20 protein-coding genes are annotated in these 17,031 nt (G+C 60.6%); 19 read left to right on the forward strand and 1 reads right to left on the reverse strand.

Going from position 1 to position 17,031, the window contains the following annotated elements:
• Positions 1–67: 67 nt before the first annotated feature.
• Positions 68–622 carry a glycine zipper 2TM domain-containing protein gene (locus BM382_RS08280; protein ID WP_011063221.1) on the forward strand — a complete coding sequence of 185 codons (555 nt, stop codon included), beginning with the start codon at positions 68–70 and terminating at the stop codon, positions 620–622.
• Between the two features lie 128 nt (positions 623–750).
• Here the strand turns inward: BM382_RS08280 and suhB are convergent, their stop codons facing one another.
• A complete protein-coding gene (gene suhB / locus BM382_RS08285; RefSeq protein ID WP_011063220.1) occupies positions 751–1,566 on the reverse strand; it encodes a type III secretion system regulator SuhB in 816 nt (271 codons plus the stop codon).
• Positions 1,567–1,811: 245 nt separating this feature from the next.
• On the opposite strand from suhB, the gene trmJ reads away from it, so the two are divergent.
• From trmJ to bamB, 18 genes are all read left to right on the forward strand, one after another.
• A complete protein-coding gene (trmJ, locus tag BM382_RS08290; RefSeq protein WP_019094261.1) occupies positions 1,812–2,585 on the forward strand; it encodes a tRNA (cytosine(32)/uridine(32)-2'-O)-methyltransferase TrmJ in 774 nt (257 codons plus the stop codon).
• A complete protein-coding gene (gene cysE / locus BM382_RS08295; RefSeq protein ID WP_072442607.1) occupies positions 2,585–3,361 on the forward strand; it encodes a serine O-acetyltransferase in 777 nt (258 codons plus the stop codon). The genes trmJ and cysE overlap by 1 nt, the downstream gene beginning before the upstream one ends.
• A gap of 240 nt (positions 3,362–3,601) precedes the next feature.
• On the forward strand, positions 3,602–4,093 hold the full coding sequence (iscR, locus tag BM382_RS08300; protein ID WP_011063217.1) for a Fe-S cluster assembly transcriptional regulator IscR: 492 nt from the start codon (positions 3,602–3,604) through the stop codon (positions 4,091–4,093).
• Positions 4,094–4,143: 50 nt separating this feature from the next.
• Positions 4,144–5,358 carry an IscS subfamily cysteine desulfurase gene (locus BM382_RS08305; RefSeq protein WP_015636881.1) on the forward strand — a complete coding sequence of 405 codons (1,215 nt, stop codon included), beginning with the start codon at positions 4,144–4,146 and terminating at the stop codon, positions 5,356–5,358.
• 94 nt (positions 5,359–5,452) lie between these two features.
• Entirely contained in the window at positions 5,453–5,839 is a 387-nt protein-coding gene (iscU, locus tag BM382_RS08310; protein ID WP_007929523.1) for a Fe-S cluster assembly scaffold IscU, read from the forward strand.
• A 42-nt stretch (positions 5,840–5,881) separates the two neighbouring features.
• Positions 5,882–6,205, forward strand: a complete 324-nt coding sequence (gene iscA, locus BM382_RS08315) for an iron-sulfur cluster assembly protein IscA (protein ID WP_007929524.1) — start codon at positions 5,882–5,884, stop codon at positions 6,203–6,205.
• Positions 6,206–6,213: 8 nt separating this feature from the next.
• Positions 6,214–6,735, forward strand: a complete 522-nt coding sequence (gene hscB, locus BM382_RS08320; protein ID WP_011063215.1) for a co-chaperone HscB — start codon at positions 6,214–6,216, stop codon at positions 6,733–6,735.
• 51 nt (positions 6,736–6,786) lie between these two features.
• Positions 6,787–8,649 carry a Fe-S protein assembly chaperone HscA gene (hscA, locus tag BM382_RS08325; protein ID WP_011063214.1) on the forward strand — a complete coding sequence of 621 codons (1,863 nt, stop codon included), beginning with the start codon at positions 6,787–6,789 and terminating at the stop codon, positions 8,647–8,649.
• A 3-nt stretch (positions 8,650–8,652) separates the two neighbouring features.
• Entirely contained in the window at positions 8,653–8,994 is a 342-nt protein-coding gene (gene fdx / locus BM382_RS08330) for an ISC system 2Fe-2S type ferredoxin (RefSeq protein ID WP_011063213.1), read from the forward strand.
• Positions 8,995–9,009: 15 nt separating this feature from the next.
• A complete protein-coding gene (gene iscX, locus BM382_RS08335) occupies positions 9,010–9,210 on the forward strand; it encodes a Fe-S cluster assembly protein IscX (RefSeq protein WP_047289129.1) in 201 nt (66 codons plus the stop codon).
• Between the two features lie 94 nt (positions 9,211–9,304).
• Positions 9,305–9,730 carry a nucleoside-diphosphate kinase gene (gene ndk / locus BM382_RS08340; RefSeq protein WP_011063211.1) on the forward strand — a complete coding sequence of 142 codons (426 nt, stop codon included), beginning with the start codon at positions 9,305–9,307 and terminating at the stop codon, positions 9,728–9,730.
• Positions 9,731–9,758: 28 nt separating this feature from the next.
• Complete coding sequence (gene rlmN, locus BM382_RS08345; protein ID WP_011063210.1) at positions 9,759–10,907, forward strand: dual-specificity RNA methyltransferase RlmN; 1,149 nt, start codon at positions 9,759–9,761, stop codon at positions 10,905–10,907.
• 12 nt (positions 10,908–10,919) lie between these two features.
• Complete coding sequence (pilW, locus tag BM382_RS08350; protein WP_011063209.1) at positions 10,920–11,678, forward strand: type IV pilus biogenesis/stability protein PilW; 759 nt, start codon at positions 10,920–10,922, stop codon at positions 11,676–11,678.
• Positions 11,678–12,694 carry a RodZ domain-containing protein gene (locus BM382_RS08355; protein WP_015636879.1) on the forward strand — a complete coding sequence of 339 codons (1,017 nt, stop codon included), beginning with the start codon at positions 11,678–11,680 and terminating at the stop codon, positions 12,692–12,694. The genes pilW and BM382_RS08355 overlap by 1 nt, the downstream gene beginning before the upstream one ends.
• A 3-nt stretch (positions 12,695–12,697) precedes the next feature.
• Positions 12,698–13,807 carry a flavodoxin-dependent (E)-4-hydroxy-3-methylbut-2-enyl-diphosphate synthase gene (ispG, locus tag BM382_RS08360; RefSeq protein ID WP_011063207.1) on the forward strand — a complete coding sequence of 370 codons (1,110 nt, stop codon included), beginning with the start codon at positions 12,698–12,700 and terminating at the stop codon, positions 13,805–13,807.
• A 23-nt stretch (positions 13,808–13,830) separates the two neighbouring features.
• Complete coding sequence (hisS, locus tag BM382_RS08365) at positions 13,831–15,120, forward strand: histidine--tRNA ligase (protein ID WP_011063206.1); 1,290 nt, start codon at positions 13,831–13,833, stop codon at positions 15,118–15,120.
• 40 nt (positions 15,121–15,160) lie between these two features.
• Positions 15,161–15,802 carry a tetratricopeptide repeat protein gene (locus BM382_RS08370; protein WP_011063205.1) on the forward strand — a complete coding sequence of 214 codons (642 nt, stop codon included), beginning with the start codon at positions 15,161–15,163 and terminating at the stop codon, positions 15,800–15,802.
• Positions 15,795–16,946, forward strand: coding sequence for an outer membrane protein assembly factor BamB (gene bamB, locus BM382_RS08375; RefSeq protein WP_011063204.1), 1,152 nt, complete (start codon positions 15,795–15,797; stop codon positions 16,944–16,946). The genes BM382_RS08370 and bamB overlap by 8 nt, the downstream gene beginning before the upstream one ends.
• The last annotated feature ends 85 nt before the right edge of the window (positions 16,947–17,031 follow it).

A 17,031-nucleotide genomic window follows, 5' to 3' on the forward strand; every position in this document is an offset into this window, starting at 1 on the left:
TTTTTTTTTGCTCCAAGGCTGGGAGAAGCGCGGGCTTTTGACCCGCATGTATGGTCAGGAGGTTCACGTGAACAAGTCGTTGCTGGTTGGTGCGGTATTGGGTGCTGTCGGTGTCACCGCCGGGGGTGCTGTTGCCACCTACAGCCTGGTTAAAAGCGGCCCTGAGTATGCGCAAGTGCTGGCCGTTCAGCCGGTCAAGCAACAGATCAAGACCCCGCGGGAGGTCTGCAAGGATGTCGCCGTGACCCGGCAGCGCCCGGTCAAGGATGAGCATCAGATCCTGGGCACCGTGGCTGGCGCAGTGGGCGGTGGCCTGTTGGGCAGCATGATCGGTAATGGCAATGGCAAGAAACTCGCCACGGTTGCCGGTGCTGTTGGTGGGGGCTATGCGGGGAACAAGGTGCAGGAAGGCATGCAGGAGCGTGATACCTACACCACTACGCAGACTCGCTGTAACACGGTCAATGACATCAGTGACAAGATCGTTGGTTATGACGTGAAGTACGACCTGGGTGGCAAGCAGGGCCAGGTGCGTATGGATCGGGATCCGGGCAACCAGATTCCGGTGGATAAAGAAGGGCGCCTGATTCTCGGTCAGAACCAGAATCAGCCCGGCCAGTAACCCTCAACTGCAGGGGCTGTTTGCCGGCGAAGGCGATCTCAAGGTCCCATTCGCCGGCAAGCTGGCTTCTACGGCAATTGCGGGCATAAAAAAAGCACCCCTCGGGGTGCTTTTTTTGTCGCTGGTGCTTAGCGCTTCAGCGAAGCCGGCAGGTGCGGCTGGATGGCGGTCAGGACTGCCTTGAAACATTTGGTGTTGCCGGCCACGACGTGGCCTTTTTCCAGGAAGTCGTGACCGCCGGTGAAGTCGCTCACCAGGCCGCCGGCTTCCTGGATCAGCAGGGCGCCTGCTGCCATGTCCCATTCGGACAGGCCCGATTCCCAGAAGGCGTCAAAGCGACCGGCGGCGACGTAGGCCAGGTCCAGGCTTGCTGCGCCAGCGCGACGGATGCCTGCAGTCTGGCCAACCAGGGCGCGGAACATGCCCAGGTAGTTGTCCAGGTTGTCCATCTGGTCGTCACGGAAGGGGAAGCCGGTGCCCAGCAGGGCGCCGTCCAGGCTGGTGCGGCCGCTGACTCGCAGGCGACGACCGTTCAGCTGGGCACCGCGGCCACGGCTGGCGGTGAATTCTTCCTGGCGAACCGGGTCCAGAACCACGGCGTGTTCCAGGCGGCCACGGTATTTGCAGGCGATGCTCACGGCAAAGTGCGGGATGCCGCGCAGGAAGTTGGTGGTGCCGTCCAGCGGATCGATGATCCACAGGTAGTCTTCGCCTTCGCCGCTGCCGGCGTGCAGGCCGGTTTCTTCGCCGAGGATGGCGTGGGTCGGGTAGGCTTTGCGCAGCGCGTCGATGATCTTCTGCTCGGCAGCGCGATCAACTTCGGATACGTAGTCTTTGGCGTCTTTTTCGTCGACCTTGATGGTATCCAGGCGCTCGATGGAGCGGAAAATCAATTCACTGGCGCTGCGGGCGGCGCGCAGCGCGATATTCAGCATTGGCTGCATGGATAGGTCACCTAAGGTTGTTAAAGAAAGCCGAGCATTCTAGCAGAAAACTTTTGCAGATGAAGGTCGGCGTTCGCTTTGATTGCATTGATCCGCTGTGTGGCGCATTTCCTCAGCGGGTATTGGCCGCTCTTGTCGCGGGCTCTCAATAAGGCGGCGGAATTGGCAGATGGTTATTTTTGAGGCGGTGGTGCAGCCTGTTCTGTAATATTTGCTCCCCCTTCCCGTGTCCGAGAGCGCCTCCCTTGCTGCAGAACATTCGTGTCGTCCTGGTCAATACCAGTCATCCGGGCAATATCGGCGGGGCTGCGCGTGCCATGAAGAACATGGGCTTGTCGCGGCTGGTGCTGGTGGAGCCGCGGGTATTTCCGTCCCATGAGGCGGATGCGCGGGCTTCTGGTGCCACCGATATTCTCGAAAATGCCCAGGTGGTGGCGACGCTGGAGGATGCTCTGGCGGGTTGCACCCTGGTGTTCGGCACCAGTGCTCGTGATCGGCGCATTCCCTGGCCGCTGCTGGATCCCCGCGAGTCGGGCCTCAAGGTCGTGGAGGAGGCCGGGCAGGGGGCGCAGATCGCTCTGGTGTTCGGTCGTGAAGATTCCGGCCTGACCAATGACGAACTGCAGCGATGTCATTTCCATGTGCATATCCCGTCGGATCCGGAGTTCAGCTCGTTGAACCTGGCCACGGCAGTGCAAGTGCTGACCTATGAAGTGCGCATGTCCTGGTTGGCAGCCCAGGGCCAGCCGAGCAAGGTGGAGAAGGATGAGGTGGCGTCGCCGCGCAGTGATGAGCTGGCAACCATGGATGAGCTGGAGCGGTTCTACGAGCACCTGCAGCAAACCCTGGTGGCCATCGACTTCCTCGATCCGGAGAAACCTCGACACTTGATGGCGCGCTTGCGTCGGTTGTACGGTCGCAGCTCGGTCAGCCGGGCCGAAATGAATATATTGCGAGGCATCCTCACGGAAACCCAGAAAGCGGCTCGTGGGGAGCTACAGAAGCGGAAGGATCAGTGATGTTCGAACGTCTGCGTGAAGATATCCAAAGTGTTTTCCATCGTGACCCGGCAGCGCGCAACGCCTTTGAGGTGCTGACCTGCTACCCGGGGATGCATGCGATCTGGATCCATCGCCTGTCCGGCGCCTTGTGGGGGATGGGCTGGAAGTGGCTGGCGCGGCTGGTCTCGAACTTCGGGCGCTGGCTGACCGGGATCGAGATTCATCCGGGGGCCAAGGTCGGTCGTCGCTTCTTTATTGACCATGGAATGGGCATCGTCATTGGTGAAACCGCCGAGATCGGTGATGACGTCACGCTTTACCAGGGGGTGACCCTGGGTGGCACCAGTTGGAATAAAGGCAAGCGCCACCCGACCCTGGAAGATGGTGTGGTGGTGGGGGCTGGCGCCAAGGTGCTGGGGCCGTTCACGGTCGGGGCCGGGGCCAAGGTCGGTTCCAATGCCGTGGTGACCAAGGCGGTGCCGGCCGGTGCGACCGTAGTGGGGATCCCGGGGCGGATCATCATGAAATCCAATGATGAGCAGGAAGCCAAGCGCAAGGCCATGGCGGAAAAGCTCGGCTTCGATGCCTATGGCGTCAGCGAAGACATGCCTGACCCCGTGGCGCGGGCCATTGGTCAGTTGCTTGATCACCTGCAAGCGGTCGATGGTCGTCTGGAGGGGATGTGTGGCGCGCTGAAGGATCTGGGCAGTGACTACTGCGCCAAGGACTTGCCTGCCCTGCGTGAAGAAGACTTTGCTGAAGTCAAGGGCAAGGGCGACTGCCAGGTCGGCTGATGCCCCGCAAACCGGCTTCTCCTGCAGGAGCCGGTTTGCCGGCGAAAAAGCCCCCGAGAGGCCATAAGCGACCCGCGGGTCAGTTGTTGCCATCGCGCTGTGCCATTACGTCGCAGACTTTGCTATGATTCGCGCGCTCTTTTGCGGGTAAATCCGACTAAAGTAGTTGGTCTTATAGTTGACCTGATTACTCGGGTATTGCATACTCGCCTCCATTCCGAAACTCCGTGGTACTTGTCCATGCGACTGACTACTAAAGGCCGATACGCCGTGACCGCCATGCTCGATCTGGCGTTGCACGCGCAACATGGCCCGGTCTCCCTGGCCGATATCTCCGAGCGCCAAGGCATTTCCCTGTCCTATCTCGAACAGCTTTTCGCCAAATTGCGCCGTAGCAATCTGGTGTCCAGCGTCCGGGGTCCTGGTGGCGGCTATCAGCTGTCCCGCGACATGCAGGGGATCCAGGTGGCCCAGGTGATCGATGCGGTGAACGAATCGGTCGATGCAACCAAATGCCAGGGGCTGGGTGATTGCCATGCCGGCGACACTTGCCTGACGCACCATCTGTGGTGCGATCTGAGCCTGCAGATCCACGAATTTCTAAGCGGTATCAGCTTGGCTGACCTTGTCACTCGCCGTGAGGTGCAAGAAGTAGCCCAGCGTCAGGACCAGCGCCGTTGTAATGGCAAGGCGCCGCGCCTGGACAAGATTGAAGCGTCCGCCGTCGAATGACAGCCAAAGAGCTAGCGGCACGCCAGCCAGCCTGATTTAGGAGAGAGTCCATGAAATTGCCGATTTACCTTGATTACTCAGCGACCACCCCGGTTGATCCGCGCGTCGCGCAGAAAATGAGTGAATGCCTGCTGGTCGACGGGAACTTCGGTAACCCGGCGTCCCGCTCCCACGTGTTTGGCTGGAAAGCCGAAGAATCGGTGGAAAACGCCCGTCGCCAAGTGGCCGACCTGGTTAACGCCGACCCGCGTGAAATCGTCTGGACTTCCGGTGCTACCGAATCCGACAACCTGGCAATCAAGGGTGTCGCGCATTTCTACCACACCAAGGGCAAGCACCTGATCACCTCGAAGATCGAGCACAAGGCTGTCCTGGACACCATGCGCCAACTCGAGCGTGAAGGCTTCGAAGTGACCTACATCGAGCCGGGCGAAGACGGCCTCATCACTCCGGCCATGGTCGAAGCAGCCCTGCGTGACGACACCATCCTGGTTTCGATCATGCATGTGAACAACGAGATCGGCACCATCAACGACATCGCTGCCATCGGCGAACTGACTCGCTCCAAGGGCGTGTTGTTCCACGTCGACGGCGCTCAGTCCACCGGCAAGGTCGACATCGACCTGCAGGCCCTGAAGGTCGACCTGATGTCCTTCTCCGCCCACAAGACCTACGGCCCGAAAGGGATCGGCGCGCTGTACGTCAGCCGCAAGCCGCGGGTGCGCCTGGAAGCCACCATGCACGGCGGTGGTCACGAACGCGGCATGCGTTCCGGCACCCTGGCTACTCACCAGATCGTCGGCATGGGCGAAGCCTTCCGCGTGGCCAAGGAAGACATGGCTGCCGAGAACCTGCGCATCAAGGCCCTGAGCGACCGCTTCTACAAGCAGGTCGAGCACCTGGAAGAGCTGTACATCAACGGCAGCATGACTGCCCGCGTACCGCACAACCTGAACCTGAGCTTCAACTACGTTGAAGGCGAGTCGCTGATCATGGCCCTCAAGGACCTGGCAGTGTCTTCCGGTTCGGCCTGTACTTCGGCCTCCCTGGAGCCTTCCTACGTGCTGCGTGCCCTGGGTCGCAACGACGAGCTGGCTCACAGTTCGATCCGCTTCACCTTCGGCCGCTTCACCACTGAAGAAGAAATCGATTACGCGGCGCAGAAAGTCTGCGAAGCCGTTACCAAGCTGCGCGCTCTGTCGCCGCTGTGGGACATGTACAAAGATGGCGTCGATATCTCGAAGATCGAGTGGGCGGCGCACTGAATATAAGTCGCCGCACAGGGTTCTGTAGAGCGTACCGATAACGGCGATTTGCAGAACCCAAGAGCGACTCTCTGATGAGTGAGGATTAAGAATCATGGCTTACAGCGAAAAGGTCATCGACCACTACGAGAACCCGCGCAACGTCGGCAAGATGAACGCGGAAGATCCGGATGTCGGCACCGGCATGGTCGGCGCTCCTGCCTGCGGCGACGTGATGCGCCTGCAGATCAAGGTCAATGAGCAGGGCATCATCGAAGACGCCAAGTTCAAGACCTATGGCTGCGGTTCCGCCATTGCTTCCAGCTCCCTGGCCACTGAGTGGATGAAGGGCAAGACCCTGGATGAAGCCGAAACCATCAAGAACACCCAGCTGGCTGAAGAGCTGGCCCTGCCTCCCGTGAAGATTCACTGCTCGGTACTCGCCGAAGACGCCATCAAGGCTGCCGTACGCGACTACAAGCAGAAGAAAGGCCTGATCTGACCGATCGGCTTTCACAGATTTGGCGACAAGTAAGGAGTCACGATGGCTATCAGCATGACAGAAGCGGCTGCTCAACACGTGCGACGCTCCCTCAACGGGCGCGGCAAGGGTGATGGGATTCGTCTGGGTGTTCGCACCACGGGCTGTTCCGGCCTTGCCTACGTGCTGGAGTTCGTCGACGAGATTGGCGAGGACGATCAGGTATTCGAGAGTCACGGCGAGAAAGTGATCATCGATCCGAAAAGCCTGACCTATCTGGACGGCACCGAACTTGATTTCGTCAAGGAAGGGTTGAACGAAGGCTTCAAGTTCAACAACCCCAACGTGCGCGGTGAGTGTGGCTGCGGCGAAAGCTTCAACATCTGAGGCTTGTCGTGGGTACTCCTTGTCATTTCGCTTTATTTGAGCTGCAACCGAGCTTCCGCCTGGATCTCGAACAGTTGGCCGCGCGCTACCGCGAGTTGGCGCGTGGGGTTCATCCAGACCGTTTTGCCGATGCTTCCGAGCGCGAGCAGCGCCTGGCCCTGGAGCAGTCGGCAAGCCTCAACGAGGCTTACCAGACCCTCAAGAGCCCGCCCAAGCGCGCCCGTTACCTGCTGGCTTTGAATGGCGGCGAGTTGCCGCTGGAAGTCACGGTGCATGATCCGGAGTTTCTTCTGCAGCAGATGCAATGGCGCGAAGAGCTCGAGGATTTGCAGGACAGCGCCGACCTGGCCGGAGTGGCGGCATTCAAGCGTCGGCTCAAGACAGCCCAGGATGAACTGAATGAAAGCTTCGCAGCCTGTTGGGATGATGCGGCGCAACGCGAGCAGGCCGAGCGCCTGATGCGGCGCATGCAGTTCCTCGACAAGCTCACCTACGAAGTGCGCCAGTTAGAAGAGCGCCTCGACGATTAACCCAGTGCCGCTCCGGTCGCACGCCTGATATACAGATAAGTCCAGATAAGCATGGCCCTACTGCAGATCGCCGAACCCGGCCAAAGTCCTCAACCGCACCAGCGTCGCCTGGCTGTGGGGATCGACTTGGGCACTACCAATTCGCTGGTCGCTGCCTTGCGCAGTGGTCTTTCCGAGCCGCTGGCCGACGCGCAGGGGCAGGTGATTCTGCCGTCCGCGGTGCGTTATCACGCCGACCGCGTCGAGGTGGGCGAGTCTGCCCGCCTGGCTGCACCTACCGACCCTTTGAACACCGTGCTTTCGGTCAAGCGCCTGATGGGTCGTGGCCTGTCCGACGTCAAGCAGCTGGGTGAGCAACTGCCCTATCGCTTCGTCGAGGGCGAGTCGCACATGCCGTTCATCGAGACCATCCAGGGGCCGAAAAGCCCGGTGGAGGTATCGGCTGAAGTGCTCAAGGTGCTGCGTCAGCGTGCTGAGGCGGCCCTGGGTGGCGAGCTGGTAGGTGCGGTCATCACCGTTCCTGCCTATTTCGACGACGCCCAGCGTCAAGCCACCAAGGATGCGGCCAAGCTGGCCGGCCTGAATGTGCTGCGTCTGCTCAACGAGCCGACCGCGGCGGCTGTGGCTTATGGTCTGGATCAGCATGCCGAAGGCGTGGTGGCGATCTATGACTTGGGTGGCGGCACCTTCGATATTTCCATTCTGCGCCTGACCGGCGGCGTCTTCGAAGTCTTGGCTACCGGTGGCGATACTGCCCTGGGCGGCGATGACTTCGATCACGCCATTGCCGGCTGGATCATCGAGGGCGCGGGCCTGTCCGCCGACCTCGACCCGGGTACCCAGCGCAGTCTGTTGCAAGCCGCTTGTGCGGCCAAGGAAGCCTTGACCGGCGCCGCGTCCGTGGAAGTGGTGTATGGCGATTGGCGTGCCACCCTGACTCGCGACGCCTTCGACGCCCTGATCGAGCCGATGGTTGCCCGCAGCCTCAAGGCCTGTCGTCGTGCTGTACGCGATTCCAATGTCGAATTGGATGAAGTGCAGGCGGTGGTCATGGTGGGCGGTTCGACCCGTGTGCCGCGTGTGCGTGAGGCGGTGGCTGAAATGTTCGGTCGCCAGCCGTTGACCGAGATCGATCCGGATCAAGTGGTGGCCATTGGGGCCGCGATCCAGGCCGATACCTTGGCCGGCAACAAGCGCGAAGGCGGCGAATTGCTGCTGCTGGACGTGATTCCGCTGTCCCTGGGGTTGGAAACCATGGGCGGGCTGATGGAGAAGGTGATTCCGCGCAACACCACCATTCCGGTTGCCCGTGCCCAGGACTTCACCACCTACAAGGATGGCCAGACGGCCATGATGGTTCATGTGCTGCAGGGCGAGCGCGAGCTGATCAGCGACTGTCGCTCCCTGGCGCGTTTCGAATTGCGCGGCATCCCACCGATGGTGGCCGGTGCGGCGAAGATCCGCGTGACCTTCCAGGTCGACGCCGATGGCCTGCTCAGCGTTTCTGCGCGAGAGCTGGGTTCGGGCGTCGAAGCCAGCATCCAGGTCAAGCCATCCTACGGTCTGACCGACGGCGAGATCGCCAAGATGCTCAAGGATTCCTTCCAGTACGCCGGCGACGACAAGGTGGCCCGTGTACTGCGCGAGCAGCAGGTTGATGCTCAGCGCCTGATCGAGGCGGTGCAAGGTGCCCTGGACGCCGATGGCGAGCGTCTGCTAGACGCCGAAGAGCGCATGGTCATCGAGCTGCAGATGCAGGAATTGAGTGAATTGATGCGTGGCACCGATGGTTATGCCATCGAGCAGCAGACCAAGCGTCTGTCGCAAGTGACCGATGCCTTTGCTGCCCGACGCCTGGATTCGACGGTGAAAGCCGCGCTGGCGGGGCGCAACCTGAATGAAATCGAGGAATAACTGATGCCGCAGATCATTTTTCTGCCACACGCCGTGTTCTGTCCGGACGGCCTGGTTGTAGAGGTCGAGCCTGGCGTCTCGGTGCTCGAGGTGGCGCATGACAACCACATCGAGATCGAAAGTGCCTGTGGCGGCGTCTGTGCCTGCACCACCTGCCATTGCATCATTCGTGAAGGCTTCGACTCGCTGAACGAGGCTGACGAGCTGGAAGAAGACCTGCTGGACAAGGCCTGGGGCCTGGAAGCGCAGTCGCGCCTGTCCTGCCAGGCCATCGTCGGCGATGAAGACCTGACCGTCGAAATTCCAAAATACTCGCTCAACCATGCAGCCGAAGCGCCGCACTGATTTCAAGGAACTGGCATGAGCCTCAAGTGGGTTGATGTACTGGAAATCGCGATCCAACTGGCTGAGTCCAAGCCGGATGTGGATCCGCGTTATGTGAACTTTGTCGATCTGCACCAATGGGTTCTGGCACTGCCGGAGTTCAGCGACGATCCGGCTCGCGGAGGCGAGAAGGTTCTTGAAGCAATTCAGGCCGCCTGGATCGACGAAACTGACTGAATCCGCGGGCTACGCAGTTAGGCAATCCCTATAAACCCGCGTATAATTCGCGGGTTTAATTTTTCGCTTTAATCACCGTTTCTGGAGTTACACCATGGCTGTTCAACGTACTTTCTCCATCATCAAGCCTGACGCTGTTGCAAAAAACGTTATCGGCAAGATCGTTTCCCGTTTTGAAGAAGCCGGCCTGCGCGTTGTAGCTTCGAAAATGAAGCAACTGTCCAAGGCTGAAGCTGAAGGCTTCTACGCTGAGCACAGCGAGCGTGGCTTCTTCGGCGAACTGGTTGCCTTCATGACTTCCGGCCCGGTTGTTGTTCAGGTTCTGGAAGGCGAAAACGCCATCGTTCGCAACCGTGAGCTGATGGGCGCTACCAACCCTAAAGAAGCTGCTGCCGGCACCATCCGTGCTGACTTCGCCGAGTCCATCGACGCCAACGCCGTTCACGGTTCGGACTCCGAAGCTGCCGCTGCTCGCGAAATCGCTTACTTCTTCGCAGCTACTGAAGTAACCGCTCGCTGAGTAAGGCTTGCGCGTGAGAGGTGAAACCATGACTGCATCGATCGGCAAAACTAACCTGTTGGGGCTTACTCAACCGGAAATGGAGAAATTCTTCGACTCAATCGGGGAGAAGCGTTTCCGTGCCGGTCAGGTAATGAAATGGATTCACCACTTTGGCGTCGATGATTTCGACGCCATGACGAATGTCGGCAAGGCCTTGCGCGAAAAGCTCAAGGCTGTTGCCGAGATTCGCGGTCCGGAAGTGGTCAGCGAGGACATCTCCAGCGACGGCACCCGTAAATGGGTGGTGCGCGTGGCGTCCGGCAGTTGCGTCGAGACCGTCTACATTCCCCAGGGCAAGCGCGGCACTCTGTGCGTTTCGTCCCAGGCGGGCTGTGCCCTGGATTGCAGTTTCTGCTCCACCGGCAAGCAAGGCTTCAACAGCAACCTCACCGCCGCCGAAGTCATCGGCCAGGTGTGGATTGCCAACAAATCCTTTGGCAGCGTCCCGGCGACCGTCGACCGTGCCATCACCAACGTGGTGATGATGGGCATGGGTGAGCCGCTGCTGAACTTCGACAACGTCATCGCTGCCATGCACCTGATGATGGACGACCTGGGCTACGGCATCTCCAAGCGCCGGGTGACCCTGTCGACCTCCGGCGTGGTGCCGATGATCGATGAGCTGGCCAAGCACATCGACGTCTCGCTGGCGTTGTCTCTGCACGCACCCAATGATGCGCTGCGCAACCAGCTGGTACCGATCAACAAGAAGTACCCGCTGAAGATGCTGCTCGAGTCCTGCCAGCGCTACATGTCGGCCCTGGGTGAGAAGCGTGTGCTGACCATCGAGTACACCCTGCTCAAAGACGTCAACGACAAGCTTGAGCACGCGGTGGAGATGATCGAGCTGCTCAAGGATGTACCGTGCAAGATCAACCTGATCCCGTTCAACCCGTTCCCGCATTCCGGGTACGAGCGTCCGAGCAACAATGCCATTCGTCGCTTCCAGGACCAGCTGCATCACGCCGGTTTCAATGTCACCGTGCGCACCACGCGTGGTGAAGACATCGATGCTGCCTGCGGTCAGTTGGTCGGGCAGGTGCTGGACCGCACCCGTCGTAGCGAACGCTATATCGCCGTGCGTGAGTTGAGCGCCGACGCCGATATGCCGCAAAGCGCCGCAACCCGTACCTGAGAGAGGATCTCCATGGCCCTGCGCTTTGCGCTGCTCCTGCTTGTTGCCAGCCTGTGTGCTGGCTGTGTTCTGTCGGGTGATTCCAACCCGATGAACACCAGCAAGGGGCGCGACGAGGCGCGCGAGGCCTATGTGCAGTTGGGCCTGGGCTACTTGCAGCAGGGCATGAGCGAGCGGGCCAAGGTGCCACTGAAGAAAGCCCTGGAACTGGCCCCCGCCGATGCCGACGCCAATGCTGCCCTTGCACTGGTGTTCCAGGCCGAGATGGAACCGGCCCTGGCCGACGAGCATTTTCGCCAGGCCCTGGCGGCGCGTCCGGACAGTGCCCGGATCCTCAATAACTACGGCAGCTTTCTGTTCCAGGAAAAACGTTACAAAGAGGCTTATCAGCGCTTTGAGCAAGCCGCTGCTGATACTCTGTACCCCGAACGTTCCCGAGTGTTTGAAAACCTCGGCATGACCGCTTCAAGGCTTGGCCAGCGTGATCTGGCCCAGCTGCAGCTGGAAAAGGCCTTGCGTCTCAATCATCAACAGCCCCGTGCATTGCTGGAAATGGCTGAGTTGTCTTACGAAGACAGGCATTATGTGCCCGCGCGCGACTATTACGATCGTTTTAGCCTGCTCGGCGAGCAAAATGCACGTAGTCTATTGCTCGGCGTTCGGCTGGCAACGGTGTTCGAAGATCGCGACAAGGCCGCCAGTTACGGTCTGCAACTAAAACGACTTTATCCCGGTACGCCGGAATATCAGCAATACCTGTCGGAGCAATGATGAAAGCGGCCCATCCCGAAGTTCAAGCAGTGACTCGCGTAAACCCCGGTGAGACCCTGCGTCAGGCCCGCGAAAGCAATGGTTGGTCGCTGGCCGAAGTGGCCCACAAGCTCAACCTCACCGTGAGCTCCCTGAGCAACCTGGAAGCTGGCGCCTTCGACAAGCTGCCGGGGCACACTTTCGCCCGTGGCTATATTCGTGCCTACGCCAAATTGCTGGGCATGGATCAGGCGGTACTGGTCCAGGAGTTCGATCAATACACCGGTACCGACTCCCAGGGCAGCAGCGTCCATGCCCTGGGGCGCATCGAAGAGCCGGTGCGGGTTTCCCACACTATCTTGCGCATTGTCAGTTTGCTGCTGCTGGTGGCGGTGGTTGGTGGCGGTTTCATCTGGTGGCAGGATCAGTCCTCCCAGCGCGGCAAGGAGCCGGTCTCCCTGAGCCCCGAGCATGTCGAGGTCGAAGGCGCCGACGGCACTACCCAGATTCATCCTATCGATGAGCCCGAAGACCAGGCGGTTGCCGAGGGGCAGAGCGAAGCGCTGGACAACGCCGCTCAAAGCGAAGGCCAGGCAGCGAGCGAGACTCCTGCCGCCCCAGCCGTTTCGACCGCTCCGGCGCCGGCTGCCACTGCGTCCGTCCCTGCAGCTCCCGTGCACAACGCGCCGGCTCCGGCGCCTGTCGCACCGGCTGCCGTGGCGCAAGCGCCTGTCACGCCGACCGCGCCTGCTGCTGCGGTTGCACCGGGCAGCGCAGCGGCAACTGCAGTTGCAGGCGCGGGCCAGGTACAGATCCAGTTCAGTGCCGACTGCTGGGCCCAGGTCATCGATGCCAACGGCAAGGTTCTGCTCAGCGCCCTCAAGCGCAAGGGTGAAAATGTCGATGTCAGCGGCAAGCCGCCTTTTGCCGTACGTCTGGGCTATGCCCGTGGCGCACAAATCACTTACAACGGTCAGGCGGTGGATATCGCCCCGTTCACCAGTGGCGAGACTGCTCGCCTGAAGTTAGGTCAATAAGTCATGCACGGCGAATCTCCAATCAAGCGTCGCGAATCCCGCAAGATCTGGGTCGGCTCGGTACCGGTCGGAGGCGATGCCCCGATTGCGGTGCAGAGCATGACCAACAGCGACACCAACGACGTGGCCGCAACCGTCGCCCAGATCAACCGCCTGGAAGCCGCCGGTGTCGATATCGTGCGGGTTTCGGTGCCGGACATGGACGCCGCCGAGGCGTTTGGCCGGATCAAGCAGCAGGTCAAGGTACCGCTGGTGGCCGACATCCACTTCGACTACAAGATCGCGCTGCGCGTGGCCGAACTGGGCGTCGATTGCCTGCGGATCAACCCGGGCAATATCGGTCGTGAAGACCGGGTACGCGCGGTGGTGGATGCTGCCCGTGATCGCGGGATCCCGATCCGTATCGGGGTCAACGCCGGTTCCCTGGAAAAAGACCTGCAGAAAAAATACGGCGAACCGACCCCGGCTGCATTGGTGGAGTCGGCGCTGCGTCACGTAGAACACCTGGAACGCTTGAATTTCAAGGACTTCAAGGTCAGCGTGAAAGCCTCGGACGTGTTCATGGCCGTCGAGGCCTACCGCCTGCTGGCGAAGGAAATCATCCAGCCCCTGCACCTGGGGATCACCGAAGCCGGTGGTTTGCGCTCAGGCACAGTGAAATCCGCCGTCGGCCTCGGTATGCTGCTGGCCGAAGGAATTGGCGATACCATTCGCATTTCGCTGGCGGCCGACCCGGTCGAGGAAGTGAAGGTCGGCTACGACATTCTCAAGTCCCTGCACCTGCGTTCCCGTGGCATCAACTTCATCGCCTGCCCGAGCTGCTCGCGGCAGAACTTCGATGTGGTGAAAACCATGAACGAACTGGAAGGGCGGCTTGAAGACCTGTTGGTGCCGTTGGATGTTGCAGTGATCGGTTGCGTGGTCAACGGCCCGGGTGAAGCCAAAGAGGCGCACATCGGCCTGACCGGTGGTACACCGAACCTGATCTACATCGATGGCAAGCCGGCACAGAAACTGACCAATGACAATCTGGTGGACGAGCTTGAAAAGCTGATCCGGCAGAAGGCGGCCGAAAAGGTCGAGGCCGACGCAGCGCTGATCGCTCGCGGCTAACCGAACGTATTTAAGGATTTTTTGTGAGCAAGTCTCTGCAAGCCATTCGTGGCATGAATGACATCCTGCCCGAGCAGACGCCCCTGTGGCGTTATTTCGAGGGTACTGTGGCGCGCCTGCTGGATAACTACGGTTACAAGCAGATCCGCATGCCGATCGTCGAGTTCACCGAGCTGTTCAAGCGCTCCATCGGTGAAGTGACCGACATCGTCGAAAAAGAGATGTACACCTTCGAAGATCGCAACGGCGACTCCCTCACCCTGCGTCCGGAAGGCACCGCGGCGTGCGTGCGTGCGGTGCTCGAGCACGGCATCACTGGCGGTGGCCAGGTGCAGAAACTCTGGTACATCGGCCCGATGTTCCGTCACGAGCGCCCGCAGAAAGGCCGCTATCGCCAGTTCCACCAGATCGGTTGCGAGGTATTCAACCTCGACGGTCCGGACATCGATGCTGAGCTGATCGTGTTGACCTGGCGCCTGTGGGGCGAGCTGGGCATCCGTGATGCGGTCAAGCTCGAACTCAACAGCCTGGGTACCGCCGAAGCGCGCGCGCGCTATCGCGACGCGCTGGTGGAGTTCCTGTCGGCGCGCATGGACAAGCTGGACGAAGACAGCCAGCGCCGCCTGAAGACCAACCCGCTGCGGGTGCTGGATACCAAGAACCCGGACACTCAAGCCGTGCTTGTGGATGCGCCCAAGCTGGCCGACTACCTGGACGAAGAGTCCCGCGTGCACTTCGAAGGCCTCAAGGCCCGCCTGGATGCTGCGGGTATCCCCTATGTGATCAACCCCAAGCTGGTGCGCGGGCTGGATTACTACAGCAAGACCGTTTTCGAATGGGTCACCGACAAGCTCGGTGCCCAGGGCACTGTCTGTGCCGGTGGCCGTTACGATGGCCTGGTGGAGCAGATGGGCGGCAAGCCTACCTCGGGCGTTGGCTTTGCCATGGGGATCGAGCGTCTGGTGCTGCTGCTGGAAACCCTGGAGCAGGTCCCGGAAGAGATCTCGCGCCAGGTCGACGTTTACCTCTGCGCCTTCGGTGAGGCCGCCGAACTGGCCGCTCTGGCGCTGAGCGAGCGTGTTCGCGATCAATTGCCGAACCTGCGTCTGCAGATCAATGCCGGTGCTGGCAGCTTCAAGAGCCAATTCAAGAAGGCCGACAAGAGCGGCGCGCTGTATGCGCTGATCCTCGGTGACGACGAACTGGCCCAGCAAGTGGTAGGTTTCAAACCCCTGCGTGGCCAGGGCGAACAACAAAGCATTGCCTGGGATGCACTCGCTGCGCACCTGGCCACCTGCGTCGTGCAGGGTTGAAGCTGTCAAACAGCCGATTTAGCGAATAAGGAGTATTGGGGTGTCGAGTACCGAAGATGAACAGCTGGCGGAATTGAAAGACTGGTGGCAGCGTAACGGCAAACCCCTGGTGACTGGCGGCCTGCTGGCCCTGGTTATCGTGTTCGGCTGGCAAGCCTGGCACAAGTATCAGAACAATCAGTCGCAAGGCGCTTCGGTGCTCTATCAGCAACTGCTGGAAACTACCCTGACGCCGGATGGCAAGCCGGATGCGGCTCGTGTTACGGACCTGGCGGGCAAGCTCAACAGCGAGTTCGGCGGTACTGCCTACGCGCAGTACGGCAACCTGTTCGTGGCCAAAGTGGCAGTAGACACCGGCAAGCTGGACGATGCAGCGGCACAGCTCAAGGCCGTGGCCGACAAGCCCGCCAACCCGACCCTTGGTGAAGTGGCGCGTCAGCGCCTGGCACAGGTACTGGCGGCGCAGAACAAGGCCGACGAGGCTCTGAAGCTGCTCGACGGCGATGCCGACAAGGCATTCCTGGCGACTCGTGAAGAACTCAAGGGCGATCTGCTGGTCCAGCTGGGCCGTGTGGACGAAGCCCATGCGGCATACCAAAAAGCCAAGGCGGCGCTCTCGGATGAAGCGGCAGTCGGTGGCCTACAAATCAAGCTGGACGACCTGGCCAAAGGGGATGCATGACGTGATCCGTTGGAAACATGCAGCATTGCTGGCTCTGGCCTTGTTGGCCGCGGGTTGCAGCAGCAACAGCAAGAAAGAACTGCCACCGGCGGAACTGGTCGACTTCAAAGAAGAAGTGGTCCTGCAGAAGCAGTGGAGCCGTTCGATCGGTGACGGTCAGGGCGAAACCTATAACATGCTGGTGCCAGCCATCGATGGTGACACCATCTATGCCGCTGACGTGACCGGCGTGGTGGTTTCCATGGATCGCATGAACGGCGACGTCAAATGGAAGAAAGATCTCGAACTGCCTGTTTCCGGCGCCGTGGGCGTGGGTTATGGGTTGGTCATGATCGGCACTCTGAAAGGCGAAGTGGTTGCCCTGGATGCCTCCAGCGGTGAAGAGAAATGGCGTGCCCGTGTGACCAGTGAAGTGCTGGCTCCGCCAGCTACCAACGGTGACGTGGTGGTGGTGCAGACTCAGGACGACCGCGTGATTGGCCTTGAAGCCAGCACCGGTCATCAGATCTGGCTCTACGACAGCACTCCAGCGGTGTTGACCCTGCGGGGCACCAGTGCGCCGTTGGCGACCAACCGTCTGGCCCTGGCCGGTCTTTCCACCGGCAAGGTGGTCGCGCTGGATATTCGCAACGGCGTGCCGGTGTGGGAACAGCGTGTAGCCATTCCACAAGGCCGTTCCGAACTGGATCGGGTCGTGGACATCGACGGTGGCCTGCTGCTGTCCGGTGGCACCCTGTACGTTGCCAGCTACCAGGGGCGTGTGGTTGCCCTGGACCTGGAGAGCGGCCGTCCGCTGTGGCAGCGTGATGCTTCCAGCTACGCCGGTGTGGCCCAAGGGTTCGGCAGCGTTTATGTCAGCCTGTCCTCGGGTACCGTGGAAGGCGTGGACGAGCGTTCGACTACCGCGCTGTGGAGCAACGACTCCCTGGCTCGCCGCCAACTGTCGGCACCGGAAGTCTTCTCCAGCTACGTAGCCGTGGGCGACCTGGAAGGTTACCTGCACCTGCTGAGCCAGGTTGACGGTCGCTTCGTCGGTCGTACGCGCATCGATAGCGACGGCCTGCGTGCTCGTCCGCTGGTGGTGGGCGACATGATTTATGTGTATGGCAACAGCGGCAAACTGGAAGCCCTGACCATCAAGTAATGGTTTGACTATGCTTGGGGTGATCCCCAAGCGAACTGCAGGAGCGAGCGTGCTCGCGATGGATGCCAGGTGACGCCAGCTTGCT

Source organism: Pseudomonas sp. NFPP25 (assembly GCF_900116505.1).
Classification (GTDB): Bacteria; Pseudomonadota; Gammaproteobacteria; order Pseudomonadales; family Pseudomonadaceae; genus Aquipseudomonas; species Aquipseudomonas protegens.